The following is a 13,885-nucleotide window of genomic DNA, read 5'->3' as shown; positions in this document are numbered from 1 at the left end:
CTATAAATCATAAAAAATCATTCATTTTTTGACCGCACTTTCCGGAGCTTAATATGAAATTAGCCCTTATTTTTGATTGCGGCGCGACCAATTTACGCACTATTGCCATGAATGAACAAGGCGAAATTGTCGCTGCGCATCACCTTGCCAATAACACGCAAGTGGGTGCAGAAAATCCTGACTACCATATTTGGGATTTTGATGAAATTTGGTCAAAACTCACTGTGTGTGCCGAACAGACCTTAAACGAGCTAAAAGCAAAAGGTGTTGATCTTGCGAATATCGTAGGTATTGGTGTGACGACGTTTGGCGTGGATGGTGCGCCTTTTGATCAGCATGGAAATCAGCTTTATCCCATTATCTCATGGAAATGCCCGCGTACATTGCCCATTATGCAAAAGCTCGACCATTATTTTGATGTAAAAGCTTTATATGAACGCAATGGCATTGGGCAATACAGTTTCAATACCTTATTTAAACTCCTTTGGCTAAAAGAAAATCAACCTGAGATTTTTGCTCAAATGGATAAATGGGTATTTATTTCTTCCATGCTCACTTATCGCTTAACAGGGAAATTAACCACAGATCGAACCATGGCAGGAACATCTATGATGACCAATTTACACGCCAATAATTGGGATGTGGATGTGCTTTCTAAATTAGGGTTAGATGTTTCTCATTTTCCACCAATGAAAAGTGCGGGCGAAAAAATTGGCGTTTTACAGACCGCACTTTGTGAACAATTTGGGTTAAATCCTATTCCCGTGATTTCCTGTGGTCATGACACGCAGTTTGCGGTTTTTGGTTCAGGCGCGGGGTTAAATCAACCCGTGTTAAGTTCAGGCACTTGGGAAATTCTGATGGCGCGCACGAAACAAGCTGAGCCACATTTTGAATTTGTACCGCAAGGTTTAACCACAGAATTTGACGCGCAATCGCAAACTTATAACCCTGCAGTGCAATGGGTAGGTTCAGGTATTATGGAATGGATAGGTAAATTGTTGTTTGCGGACGTAGTCGGCACTGAACACTATTACCCTACCATGATTGATGAAGGTGAAGCACAACCAGCAGGCTCTGGCGGTATTTCGTTACAAGGCGTATTCAACTCTGATCATCACAGCGGTGTTGGGCAAATTGTCGGGCTGTCTATGCATAGCCAACGTGGACAAATTTACCGTGCGGCATTGGAATATATGGCTTACCAACTAAAACAAGGGTTGGATGTACTTGAACAAGTCAGTCATTTCAAGGCTGAAAGCTTAATTTGTGTCGGTGGTGGTTCAAAAAATCGGTTATGGAATCAAATCCGTGCAGATGTTTTAGGTTTGCCTATTGATGTCGTGGATGTGGCAGAAAGTACCGTATTAGGTGCGGCGATGTTTGTCTTTGCGGGTGTTGGTGTGTATGAAAATGCAGAACAAGCACAACAGGCTATGCAAGCAGCGAAAAAACGCATTGAACCCTCAGAAAATAGAGCAATTTACACTGCACTTTTACAACAAAATTAATAAGGAGTGAGAAATGTTAAAAGGTATTCACCCAGCGATTTCACCAGAGTTATTAAAAGTTCTCGCTGAAATGGGACATGGCGATGAACTGGTATTATCTGATGCGCATTTCCCTGCACATCAACTTCATCATCGTGTCATTCGTGCAGATGGTATCAGTGTTGCTACATTACTTGAAGGAATTAGTCCATTGTTTGAGTATGACGCTTATGTGGATGCGCCATTAATTATGATGCAAGCGGTGGAAGGCGACAGTATCGATCCAAGCGTAGAAGAACGCTATCTTGCCGCGATTAAAAGTGCGGTGGGAAATGCGCCGAATTTACAACGTATTGAACGTTTTACTTTTTATGATCGTGCTAAAACTGCCTATGCCATCGTGATTACAGGCGAATTAGCGAAATACGGCAATATTATTATTAAAAAAGGTGTCACACCTGTGGAATAAGGAATCTACTATGAATCGTAAAGAACTCTCTCGTCAAATTATTTCTACTTGTTTAGAAATGACTAAGCTCGGTTTAAATCAAGGAACCGCAGGAAATGTGAGCGTGCGTTATCAAAACGGTATGCTTATTACACCAACGGGCACACCTTATGAAGAAATGACTGAAGATTCTATTGTTTATGTCAATAAAAATGGGCAACACGAAGACGGTAAATTGCCGTCGAGTGAATGGCAATTCCATTTAGCCGTGTATGAAACTCGTCCTGAAATGGACGCTGTTGTACATAATCATTCTCGCAATTGTGCCGCGGTTTCGATTCTTGGTGAAGCGATCCCCGCCATTCACTATATGATTGCTTGTACGGGAACAGATCATATTCCATGTGTCCCTTATGCCACTTTTGGTACTCACCAACTTGCGGATTATGTACGTGATGGTATTAAACAAAGCAAGGCGATTTTATTAGCCCACCACGGATTAATTACGACAGATAAAACCTTAGACAAAGCGTTGCATATCGCTCATGAAGTGGAAATTATTTCAGAATGGTATCTGAAATTATTAGCGACAGGTAAAACAATTCCGGTGTTATCCCAAGATGAAATGCGCTTTGTATTAGAAAAATTTAAGTCTTACGGCTCTTGGGTTGAAGAAAAATGAGAATGTATGGCAGATGACAGGTTAAACGTTTAGAAGGAATATTCTATGAGTGCTAAAGTGCTTGAGAAAAAATTTATCGTCCCCTTTATTTTAATTACATCGTTATTTGCATTGTGGGGATTTGCGAATGATATTACTAATCCGATGGTGGCAGTGTTCCAGACGGTAATGGAAATTCCAGCCTCTGAAGCGGCATTAGTGCAATTCGCTTTCTATGGTGGCTATGGAACAATGGCGATTCCAGCCGCATTATTTGCCAGTCGTTATAGTTATAAAGCGGGCGTTTTATTGGGTTTGGCATTGTACGCGATAGGAGCATTTTTATTTATCCCTGCAGCAATGTTTGAGCAATTCTCGTTTTTCCTATGGTCGCTTTATATTCTTACCTTTGGTCTTGCGTTCCTTGAAACGACAGCTAATCCTTATATTTTATCTATGGGCGATCCAAGTACGGCTACACGCAGATTGAATTTTGCGCAATCCTTTAACCCGTTGGGATCGATTACTGGTATGTTTGTCGCTTCTCAAATTGTCTTAACTAATCTTGAATCGGAAAAACGTGATGCGGCAGGTAATCTTATTTTTAATACTTTGTCTGCAGCTGAAAAAGCTGTAGTCAAAACCCACGATTTGGCGATGATTCGAGATCCTTATGTGGTCATTGGGTTAATTGTATTGGCGGTGTTTATCATTATTGCACTTTATAAAATGCCAACGACGAAGGCAGATGAATCTGCACATATTTCACCTAAAGATGCGTTTAAACGCTTAATTGTTAATGTGAAATACCGTGAAGGCGTAATTGCGCAAGTATTTTATGTTGGCGTGCAAATTATGTGTTGGACGTTTATTATTCAATATGCTGAACGTATTGGCCTTACAAAAGCAGAAGCGCAAAACTGGAATATTGTTGCGATGGCGCTATTTATCTGCAGCCGTTTTATTAGTACAGCCGTGATGAAATTTTTGAAAGCAGAAGTGATGTTATTCTTGTTTGCTATTGGTGGTTTCTTCAGTATCTTGGGCGTTATTTTCATTGATGGTATCGTGGGACTTTACTGTTTAGTTTTAACATCCGTATTCATGTCACTGATGTTCCCAACTATTTATGGTATTGCATTGGATGGACAGCAAGAAGAATCTGCTTTAGGTGCGGCAGGTTTGGTTATGGCGATTGTGGGGGGCGCATTAATGCCTCCATTACAGGGTATGATTATTGACCAAGGTGTTGTGGCAGGAATGCCAGCAGTGAACTTCTCATTTGTTCTTCCGCTCATCTGTTTCGTTGTTATCGCTATCTATGGATTCAGATGCTGGAAAGTGTTGAAATAATTATCTTAAAAGTGCGGTCGTTTTGGCAGCACTTTTTATTTGTTCATTATATGAAGTAAGGAGAATATATTATGGCAAATCGAATGATTCTTAATGAAACCAGTTACCATGGTTCTGGAGCCGTACAAAATGTAGTTGTCGAAGCGCAACGTCGTGGTTTTAAAAAAGCACTAGTAGTAACAGATAAAGATTTAGTGAAGTTTAAAGTTGCAGAAAAAGTTACCGCACTTTTAGAGCAAGCGAACTTGGATTATGTGCTTTTTGATGAAGTGAAAGCCAACCCAAGTGTAGATATTATTAAAAAAGGCGTAGAAACCTTTAAACAGGCTGGCGCAGATTATTTAATTGCCATTGGTGGTGGTTCACCGATTGATAGTGCGAAAGCCATTGGTATTATTATTAATAATCCTGAATTTGCCGATGTACTTTCTCTTGAAGGTGTGGCGCCGACCAAAAATAAATGTGTGCCAATTATTGCGGTGACTACAACAGCAGGCACAGCGGCAGAAGTGACCATTAATTATGTGATTACCGATGAAGCAAAAAAACGTAAATTTGTTTGCGTGGATGTGAATGATATTCCTGTTGTGGCCGTTGTTGATCCGGATATGATGTCGTCGATGCCAAAAGGACTGACGGCGGCAACCGGTATGGATGCTTTAACCCATGCTATCGAAGGCTATATTACAAAAGCCGCTTGGGAATTAACGGATGCATTACATTTGAAAGCGATTGAAATGATTTCTCGTAGCCTACGTGGAGCCGTAGAAAATACGCCGGAAGGACGTGCAGGTATGGCATTGGGACAATATGTTGCAGGTATGGGTTTCTCTAATGTTGGGCTTGGTGTTGTGCATAGTATGGCGCATCCGCTTTCAGCGTATTACGATACGCCACATGGCATTGCGAATGCAGTTTTATTACCTTATGTGATGGATTTTAATAAAGATTTTACTGGTGAAAAATATCGTGAAATCGCACGAGCCATGGGCGTTCAGGGTGTTGATCAAATGACGCCTGAAGCGTATTGTAATGCTGCAGTCAACGCTGTTAAACAACTAGCTAAAGATGTGGGTATTCCAGAAAAACTGTCTGCCATTGGCGTTCAAGAAGCGGATCTTCCAGCGTTATCTGTGGATGCTTTTAATGATGTATGCACTGGTGGAAACCCTAGAGATTGCACGGCAGAAGAAATTCTAGACGTATATAAGATTGCCTTTTAAGTAGAAAAATCGGCCCTAACCTATTGCGTTAGGGCTTTATTTTCTTCATTCATTTAGCCATTTTTTTACTAAATCATCATTGATTTCATCTCGTGACCACATACTACCCAAATCCGGCTCCGGATATTTGCTGTGATTGAATCCCACTAAACGGGCGAAATCAAAGGAGGCGTGCGGATAACCGTTCACCAGCAGGAACGCCTGCATGCCGTCTTCCGTCCAGCAAATCTGGAAGGTGCGCGGTTCGTGTTTGCCTTCAATATCATGACAGCCGTACACAAACAGGCTGTCTACCACCGGTTGCGGCTCTTCGGTATTTAAGGCGTAAAAATAGCCGGTTTCGCCGTCGTCTTCGAACATCACCACCAAATGATCATGTTTAACGGAATGCGCGCCGAAGCGTTTTGCCCGGCCGATTAAATGTTTATCTTCCAATACTAAATGTAACATCTGTTTTCCTTAATCAAATTGCGTTGTCCATTGGGCGCTGCGGTGCGCTTCAAAACACAGTTTCACTTGTTCTGCGGTATTTTTCTCGCCGTCCATTTCGGGAATCTCGTCGATGCCGAAATAAGCGGACTGCAAGGTTTCACTGTTAGGCTGAAATTCGCCGCCGAGCAATTCGCACATCACAAAGGTTTTCAACACCCGATGGGCAAACGCCGGATAATTTCGTTTATGCTGTTCGTGAATCGCGATGATAAATTGCGGATTGACCGCTAATCCCGCTTCTTCGCGCACTTCTTTTATCGTGTTGCTGCGAATGGTTTCGGTGACATCAATCCAACCGCCGGGCAATGACCACAAACCCGAATTTTCCTGCACCAACAGAATCTTGTCGTCTTTAAAAATCGCCGCGCGGGAATCGATTTTCGGCGTTTGATAACCCTGCTCGTTGCAAAATAAATTTTGGACTTTTTCGACGGGCAGAGCCGTTTTATAACTTAACATTTCCGCCGCCAGCGTCCGCAACCGCTCATAACGTTCAATATCATAAACATTTTTACCGTACGCCAATCCGTTTTGGGCAATGCTTTGAATTTCAATCGCCCAAGCCAGCCAGGGCTCGGTTAATAAAACATCTTTCATCTGAAACCTACGTTTGACCAAAATCATTCGCCGATATTGTAACATAGAAGAAAGCCGATATTTTGTATGATAGTATTTATATTGAATTCATTTGTCACAGAAGGAAGTTAATATGAAACTTTGGTATTCCACAACAAGCCCGTTCGCGCGTAAAGTCTTAGTGACGCTAAAACATCAGCAGCTTGAAGACAAAACGGAATTATTACGCATTACTTCATCCTTTGATCCCAACTCGCCCCATAACCAAGTCAACCCGCTGGGACGCATACCGGCTTTGCAGCGTAATTGCGGAAACTGGCTTTTCGGCAGCCTGCTTATCTGCGAATATCTCGATCAAAAAGGCGACCGTCCGAAATTAATTCCGGAAAGCGGTAAACCCCGTTGGGCGGTGTTGGCGTTACATAACCTGGTTGACGGCATCATGGAAAATACCATGCCGATGGTCGCGGAAAAAATGCTTCGTCCGGAAAACGAATGGTGGACGGAACGTCATCATCAATTAACGGAACGCAACATACGAAGTTTTACTCAGCTTGAACAAGCGCTTGCGCCGTTCGGCTACGAGTTAAATATAGGAACGATCACCGCCGTTTGTTTGATCGATTGGTGGAATTTCCGCGCCGATAAAACCGGTTACGATCTGACCGCGCATTTCCCGAAATTAGTGGCCTGGGCGGAAGAAATGAATAATCGATACCCGATTTTAGCCGCTACCCAACCCTGAGTTTAACGACAAAAAACAAACGAAAAATCGCCCGCACTTTGAAAGTGCGGGCGATTTTTGACGAGTTTTTTCAACTCAATCGGCGATTAAGCCTGACCTTTCACCGCTTTCAAGCCTAAGAACGGTGCTTTGTCGCCTAACGCTTCTTCGATACGGATTAATTGGTTGTATTTCGCAACACGATCCGAACGGCTCATCGAACCGGTTTTGATTTGACCGGCTGCCGTACCCACCGCTAAATCGGCGATAGTCGCGTCTTCGGTTTCACCGGAACGGTGTGAAATCACCGCGGTGTAACCTGCGTCTTTAGCCATTTTGATTGCCGCCAACGTTTCGGTTAACGAACCGATTTGGTTGAATTTGATCAAGATTGAGTTCGCGATACCTTTTTCGATACCTTCTTTCAGGATTTTGGTGTTGGTAACGAATAAGTCGTCGCCCACCAATTGAATTTTGCCGCCTAAAACTTTAGTTTGGTATGCAAAACCTTCCCAGTCGGATTCGTCCTGACCGTCTTCGATAGATACGATCGGATATTGTTTGCATAATTCTTCCAAATAATGCGTAAACTCCTGAGACGTGAACGAACGGCCTTCGCCTTTCATTTCGTATTTACCGGTTTCTTTGTTATAGAATTCGGAAGATGCGCAGTCCATCGCTAAAGTGACGTCTTTACCTAACACATAACCCGCTTTCTCAACGGCTTCTTTGATGCAAGCCAACGCTTCCGCGTTTGAGCCCAGGTTAGGCGCGAAGCCGCCTTCGTCACCCACGGCCGTGTTGTAGCCTTTCGCTTTTAATACTTTAGCCAGGTTGTGGAAGACTTCGGAACCGATACGTACGGCTTCACGTAAAGTTTTTGCGCCCACCGGCTGGATCATGAACTCTTGAATGTCAACGTTGTTGTCTGCGTGTTCACCGCCGTTGATGATGTTCATCATCGGTAACGGCATGGAATATTGACCCGGCGTACCGTTTAATTCTGCAATATAAGCATACAGTGGCAAACCTTTTGACGCTGCTGCTGCTTTTGCAGTAGCTAAAGAAACTGCCAAAATTGCGTTCGCACCGAATTTAGATTTGTTGTCGGTACCGTCCAAATCAATCATGATTTGGTCGATTTCGGCTTGATTGGATGCGTCTTTACCGACTACCGCTTGAGCAATTTCGTTGTTTACCGCTGAAACGGCTTTTAATACGCCTTTGCCTAAAAAGCGGGATTTGTCGCCGTCACGCAATTCCAACGCTTCACGGGAACCGGTAGATGCGCCTGACGGAGCCGCCGCTAAACCTACAAAGCCACCTTCTAAGTGAACTTCAGCTTCAACAGTCGGATTACCACGTGAGTCAATAATTTCACGGCCGATAACTTTAACGATTTTTGCCATTTTTGTTTTCCTCTTAGTTAATCTAAAATGGGTATATAACTCAAGTATAGTATCTGTATTTCGTCGTTTTGTCTTGCAAAACTTTATGATCTTTTGATCAAACCACTACTTTTTCTGATTTTCCTTCGCCGCTTTCACGAATCCGGCGAACAACGGATGACCGTCGCGCGGCGTGGAGGTAAATTCCGGATGGAACTGGCAAGCCACAAACCACGGGTGATTCGGAACTTCGATAATTTCTACCAATTTTCTGTCCGCACTTAGGCCTGTTATGCTTAGCCCCGCCGCTTCAATCTGCGGTAACAGTTTATTGTTCACTTCATAACGGTGGCGGTGGCGTTCCTCAATGGTTTCTTTGCCGTATAATTCACGGGCTTTCGAACCTTCGACCAAATGACATTTTTGCGCGCCCAAACGCATGGTACCGCCTAAATCCGAGCTTTCGGAACGTTGTTCCACATTGCCGTCCGCATCCTGCCATTCGGTAATCAAGCCGATCACCGGATACGGGCAATCTTTCACGAATTCCGAGGAATTAGCGTCTTTCATGCCGGCAACGTTACGCGCATATTCGATTAATGCGGTTTGCATCCCCAAACAAATACCAAGATAAGGAACGTTATTTTCACGGGCATACTGCGCGGTTAAAATTTTGCCTTCCACACCGCGATAACCGAAGCCGCCCGGCACTAAAATTCCGTCCAACCCTTTCAGAATATCCGTACCTTTGGTTTCCACATCCTGCGAATCAATGTATTTGATATGAACGGTTAAACGGTTGGTTAATCCCGCATGTTTTAACGCTTCATTGACGGATTTGTAGGCGTCCGGCAATTCCACATATTTCCCTACCATGCCGATTGTTACTTCGCCCGTCGGATTAGCCTGGCGATAAAGCACCTGTTCCCATTCCGATAAATCCGCCGGTTTGGCTTCCAAACGGAAACGGTTGCACACGAATTCATCCAAACCCTGAGATTGCAATAACGCCGGAATCTGATAAATGGATTCCACGTCTTTTAAAGAAATCACCGCTTTTTCCGGCACGTTACAGAACAACGCGATTTTTGAGCGTTCATTTGCCGGAATCATACGATCCGAACGACAAACCAACACGTCAGGCTGAATACCGATAGACAACAATTCTTTGACGGAATGCTGAGTCGGCTTGGTTTTTACTTCACCTGCCGTCGGAATATACGGCACTAAGGTTAAGTGCATGAAAATCGTGCGTTCGCGTCCCACTTGAACCGCCAACTGACGCAACGCTTCAAGGAACGGCAAAGATTCGATGTCGCCAACCGTTCCGCCCACTTCAATAATCGCCACATCATGACCCGCCGCGCCGTCAATCACGCGCGCTTTGATTTCGTTGGTAATGTGAGGGATCACTTGAATGGTGGCGCCCAAATAATCGCCGCGACGCTCTTTGCGCAACACTTCGGAATAAATTTTGCCGGTGGTGAAATTGTTGCGTTTGGTCATTTTAGTTCGGATAAAACGCTCATAATGACCCAAATCCAAATCGGTTTCCGCGCCGTCTTGCGTGACAAACACTTCGCCGTGCTGAGTCGGGCTCATGGTGCCCGGATCGACGTTGATGTACGGGTCAAGTTTCATAATGGTGACGTTCAAACCGCGCGCTTCAAGCAACGCCGCCAAAGACGCCGCCGCAATGCCTTTACCTAATGATGAAACCACACCGCCTGTGACAAAAATATAATTGGTAGCCATATAAGAACCTAAAATGTTGGGGGTAAAAAAGAGTTGATATGATGTATCAAGACGGGAGCGTAGTTTACATCAAAAGGGCGTTAAACTCAATCGACAGAGGCAAGATTTAGCGCAAATTTATCTTCAAAGTGCGGTCAATTTCGTTATAATTTTTCCCAAAAACCAATTGATAAAACAGAACCGTAAAATGTTAGATTTAGCCTATTTACAAACCGCGCCGGAACAGCGCGCTCATTTAAAACAACAACCCGCCGACTTTATCGTACGGGAAGAACTGGGTTATCCATTGTCCGGCGACGGTGAATTCGTGGCGGTAAAAATCCGCAAAACCGACGCCAACACAATCTGGGCAGGCGAACAATTAGCCAAATTCTGCAACATTTCCGTCCGCCATATGAGTTACGCCGGTTTGAAAGATCGCCACGCCGTCACCGAACAATGGTTCGGCCTGCAAATGCCCGGCAAACCCACGCCGGATTTCGACCAATGCCGCATTGAAGGCGTCGAAATACTGGAGGTTACGCGGCACAATCGTAAAATTCGTATCGGCAGTTTGCAGGGAAATCATTTCGATATTTTGTTGCGCGATGCCGTCGCCACGGATGAACTTAACCGTCGTTTGAATCTGGTGAAACAACTGGGTTTTCCCAATTATTTCACCGAACAGCGATTTGGCCGGGACGGACACAATTTAACCGAAGCCATGCGCTGGGCCAACGGCGAAATACAGGTGAAAGATCGTCAAAAACGCGGTTTTTATCTTTCCGCGGCACGCAGCGAAGTGTTTAATCTGGTGGTCTCCAACCGCCTGCAAATGGGGCTCGCCACTCAGATAATGCCGAACGACATTCTGCAGCTCGCCGGTTCCAACAGCTGGTTTCAGGCGGATGAAAAGGAAAATTTAAATGCGTTGCAGACGCGGCTGGAAAATCACGATATTTTGCTCACCGCACCGCTTATTGGCGATAGACCGCAACCCGCCGACGCGCTGGAAAATCAGGTGGTAGCGCAACATCAGGCGTTGCAGGCGTTAATGAAACGGGAAGGGCTGAAACCGGCGCGCCGTCCGCTGTTAATGCAACCGCAAAATTTCAGCTGGCAATTCGAACCGACGGGATTGCGGCTGCGGTTTTTCCTGCCTGCCGGCAGCTACGCCACCGCGCTGATTCGCGAATTAGTGCGGATTGCCGATTAAATCTTGATTAAGTGCGGTCAAAAAATTTAACGTTTTTTATGCGTAATCGCCAGTGCGATTACTTATGGCTTCGCCACCGTTGGCAAAGCCAACGTTCAAAAAGCGTTGCTTTTTGTGACCGCACTTTTCCCTTTGCCATTCGTTTCGTTTATCGTTTTCCCTTATCAATTCAATAGATTTTTAAATTAACAAAAACCCTACGATTTATAGGATAATTCATACGGTTTTTATGACATCGGAGTGACGCTATGAAAAAATACTTATTATCCGCGGTGGGCATTGCCGCAGCGGGATATTTTTCGATGGTCGGTTATGCGCACTTTTTCGATAAATCGCAATCGGAAAAGTTGTATGCCGCAACGAACGTGCCGGCGCAGTTTAAACCTGTCGCCAAAGTGATGTTTGACAACGGCTGTCAATATTGCCACGCGCCGAGCGCGGAACTGCCGGGCTACGCCGATTTTCCGGTCGCCAAACAGTTAATGGCGGAAGATATCAGTAAAGGCTTGCGCAGTTTTCGTTTGGATCGGATGTTCGAAGGCATGAATGATCCAAGCAAATTGTCCGAAGCGGATTTAGCCAAGCTGGAACAAGTGCTGCGCAACGATGAAATGCCGGAAGTGAAATTCCTGCACGTTCACTGGGGGAATCGTCCTGACGAAGATGAAAAACAAGTGGTGCTGGATTGGATTAAACAACAACGTGAAGCGCATTTTCTGCCTCAGAACACGAGCGGAACGGATGCGAGCCGTTTGATACAACCTATTCCGGACGCCATTCCGACGGATTCGCGCAAAGTGGCGTTGGGTGAAAAATTGTATTTCGACGGACGTTTATCCGGCGACGGTTCGATTCAATGTCATACCTGTCACCAATTAGAACGTGCCGGCGTGGATAATTTACCGGTTTCCGAAGGAATCGAAGGTAAAAAAGGCGGAATTAACGCCCCGACGGTTTTCAATGCGGCGTTTCATAAATGGCAGTTCTGGGACGGTCGCGCGAAAACCTTAGCGGATCAAGCCGGCGGTCCGCCGACTAATCCGGTGGAAATGGGTTCTAAAAACTGGGATGAGATTATTGCCCGTTTGGATCAAGATGAAGCGTTCAAAAAAGAATTTTTATCGGTATTCCCGGAACTGACCCAAGCGACCGTGACGGAAGCTATCGGCGAATTTGAAAAAACACTGATTACCCCGAACAGCGCTTTCGACCGTTACTTAAAAGGCGAACAAAACGCCTTAAACGATCAACAAAAACGCGGTTACGAATTATTCAAAAATGCAAAATGCGACACCTGCCACACCGGCACCGCAATGGGCGGACAATCCTTTGAATATATGGGCGTTTACGACGATTATTTCAAAGCCCGCGGCACCGAATTGACCGATGCGGACAAAGGACGTTTCGCCGAAACTCAGGATCCTTACGACATGCACCGCTTCAAAGTGCCGACGCTGCGCAACGTGGCCTTAACCGCGCCTTATCTGCATGACGCGACGGCAAAAGACCTGAAAGAAGCGGTTCGCATTATGGGACATTATCAAAGCAATAAAGATTTCTCGGATGCGGAACTCGACGATCTCGTTTCCTTCCTGAATTCGTTAACCGGTGAATTTAAAGGCAAACCGTTAACCAACGAAAAAATGAAGTAATTTTTTCAACATCTTGTGGAAAGCCGCCGCGCTTTCCACAACCTTTTTTCCTTTCGCTTTATTTTTCTCCCCGCTTTTCAGCAAACACCGTTTTCGCCGTAAATACCGCATTTAACGCTTTCGGAAAACCTAAATAAGGCACGCAATGAATGAACGTTTCAATAATCTGCTCTTCCTTGATACCTACGTTCAGCGCCGCATGAATATGCACCTGTAATTGCTTTTCACAACCGCCCTGCGCCGTTAACACGGCTAAAGTAATCAATTCCCGCTGTGATGAATCCAGTTGCGGACGGTTATAAATTTCACCGAAACCAAAGGTAATAATATATTTCCCCAGATCCGGCGCAATATCCGCCAACGCCTGCATGACCTGGTCGCCTTGTCCGCCGTCGATTTCCTGTAATTTCGCTAATCCGCGCTTCATTAACTTTTGATCATTTAGCATAATTTTCTCCTTACTTGTTTATGAAATGACCCAAGCAGGGTAAACTATGGACCTCACTCCAAGGCAAGGATTTTTTTATGCAAATTAAAGCATTTTCGGCGAAAACCGGGCTGTCCAGCGACACCTTACGTTATTACGAAAAAGAAGGGCTGTTAATGCCCGAACGGGATTCAAACGGCTATCGTTGTTACGGCAACCGCGATGCGGAATGGGTGGGATTTATTCTTCGCCTGAAGGAAATGGGCGTGCCTCTGGCGCAAATTAAAGAATACGCCCGATTGCGCCACATGGGCGACGCCACCATTCCCCAACGTTATGAAATTCTGCTCGCCCATCGCGAAAATCTCATCCGAAAGCAGCAAGAATTAGCGGAACATCAAGCGTTTTTAGCGCAAAAGCTGGCGATTTACCGTTCCGCCATGCAAAAGTCCGCGGACGACATTTAACGGAAAAACGTCAACATAAGCGAATAAAACCGCC

At 44.9% G+C, this 13,885-nt stretch carries 14 protein-coding genes; 9 read left to right on the top strand and 5 right to left on the bottom strand.

Annotation, left to right across the window (positions count from 1 at the left end):
- Positions 1 to 53: 53 nt before the first annotated feature.
- The 5 genes from fucK to fucO all read left to right on the top strand — a co-directional run bounded on the left by fucK (position 54) and on the right by fucO (position 5,175).
- Positions 54 to 1,511 carry an L-fuculokinase gene (gene fucK / locus P7M01_RS02970; protein WP_317476678.1) on the top strand — a complete coding sequence of 486 codons (1,458 nt, stop codon included), beginning with the start codon at positions 54 to 56 and terminating at the stop codon, positions 1,509 to 1,511.
- 13 nt (positions 1,512 to 1,524) lie between these two features.
- Positions 1,525 to 1,959 (top strand): L-fucose mutarotase, encoded by a 435-nt coding sequence (fucU, locus tag P7M01_RS02965; RefSeq protein WP_317476679.1) that lies wholly within the window; start codon positions 1,525 to 1,527, stop codon positions 1,957 to 1,959.
- Between the two features lie 10 nt (positions 1,960 to 1,969).
- A complete protein-coding gene (locus tag P7M01_RS02960) occupies positions 1,970 to 2,620 on the top strand; it encodes an L-fuculose-phosphate aldolase (protein ID WP_317476680.1) in 651 nt (216 codons plus the stop codon).
- A 45-nt stretch (positions 2,621 to 2,665) separates the two neighbouring features.
- Positions 2,666 to 3,952: an L-fucose:H+ symporter permease gene (gene fucP, locus P7M01_RS02955; protein WP_317476681.1), complete on the top strand. Its 1,287-nt coding sequence runs from the start codon at positions 2,666 to 2,668 to the stop codon at positions 3,950 to 3,952.
- A 71-nt stretch (positions 3,953 to 4,023) separates the two neighbouring features.
- Positions 4,024 to 5,175, top strand: coding sequence for a lactaldehyde reductase (gene fucO, locus P7M01_RS02950; RefSeq protein WP_317476682.1), 1,152 nt, complete (start codon positions 4,024 to 4,026; stop codon positions 5,173 to 5,175).
- Positions 5,176 to 5,220: 45 nt separating this feature from the next.
- On the opposite strand, the gene P7M01_RS02945 is transcribed toward fucO, so the two are convergent.
- Positions 5,221 to 5,625, bottom strand: a complete 405-nt coding sequence (locus P7M01_RS02945; RefSeq protein ID WP_317482964.1) for a DUF2251 domain-containing protein — start codon at positions 5,623 to 5,625, stop codon at positions 5,221 to 5,223.
- Between the two features lie 9 nt (positions 5,626 to 5,634).
- Positions 5,635 to 6,264 (bottom strand): NUDIX hydrolase, encoded by a 630-nt coding sequence (locus P7M01_RS02940; RefSeq protein ID WP_317482963.1) that lies wholly within the window; start codon positions 6,262 to 6,264, stop codon positions 5,635 to 5,637.
- Positions 6,265 to 6,376: 112 nt separating this feature from the next.
- On the opposite strand from P7M01_RS02940, the gene P7M01_RS02935 reads away from it, so the two are divergent.
- Entirely contained in the window at positions 6,377 to 6,988 is a 612-nt protein-coding gene (locus tag P7M01_RS02935; RefSeq protein ID WP_317482962.1) for a glutathione S-transferase, read from the top strand.
- Positions 6,989 to 7,074: 86 nt separating this feature from the next.
- Here P7M01_RS02935 and eno read toward each other — a convergent pair whose 3' ends face one another.
- Together eno and pyrG are read right to left on the bottom strand one after the other, a co-directional pair.
- Positions 7,075 to 8,376, bottom strand: a complete 1,302-nt coding sequence (eno, locus tag P7M01_RS02930) for a phosphopyruvate hydratase (protein ID WP_317482961.1) — start codon at positions 8,374 to 8,376, stop codon at positions 7,075 to 7,077.
- Positions 8,377 to 8,481: 105 nt separating this feature from the next.
- Positions 8,482 to 10,110, bottom strand: a complete 1,629-nt coding sequence (gene pyrG / locus P7M01_RS02925) for a glutamine hydrolyzing CTP synthase (RefSeq protein WP_317475593.1) — start codon at positions 10,108 to 10,110, stop codon at positions 8,482 to 8,484.
- 187 nt (positions 10,111 to 10,297) lie between these two features.
- Here pyrG and truD point away from each other — a divergent pair, with 187 nt between their 5' ends.
- Positions 10,298 to 11,305 (top strand): tRNA pseudouridine(13) synthase TruD, encoded by a 1,008-nt coding sequence (truD, locus tag P7M01_RS02920; RefSeq protein WP_317483041.1) that lies wholly within the window; start codon positions 10,298 to 10,300, stop codon positions 11,303 to 11,305.
- Between the two features lie 248 nt (positions 11,306 to 11,553).
- Entirely contained in the window at positions 11,554 to 12,957 is a 1,404-nt protein-coding gene (locus tag P7M01_RS02915) for a cytochrome c peroxidase (RefSeq protein ID WP_317482960.1), read from the top strand.
- A gap of 58 nt (positions 12,958 to 13,015) precedes the next feature.
- Here P7M01_RS02915 and P7M01_RS02910 read toward each other — a convergent pair whose 3' ends face one another.
- Positions 13,016 to 13,405 carry a carboxymuconolactone decarboxylase family protein gene (locus P7M01_RS02910; protein WP_317480635.1) on the bottom strand — a complete coding sequence of 130 codons (390 nt, stop codon included), beginning with the start codon at positions 13,403 to 13,405 and terminating at the stop codon, positions 13,016 to 13,018.
- Positions 13,406 to 13,482: 77 nt separating this feature from the next.
- On the opposite strand from P7M01_RS02910, the gene P7M01_RS02905 reads away from it, so the two are divergent.
- Entirely contained in the window at positions 13,483 to 13,851 is a 369-nt protein-coding gene (locus P7M01_RS02905; protein WP_317477638.1) for a MerR family transcriptional regulator, read from the top strand.
- Positions 13,852 to 13,885 lie beyond the last annotated feature (34 nt).

Source organism: Exercitatus varius, assembly GCF_029577735.1.
Lineage (GTDB): Bacteria > Pseudomonadota > Gammaproteobacteria > Enterobacterales > Pasteurellaceae > Exercitatus > Exercitatus varius.
This window is presented reverse-complemented; position numbering and strand designations above follow the sequence as displayed.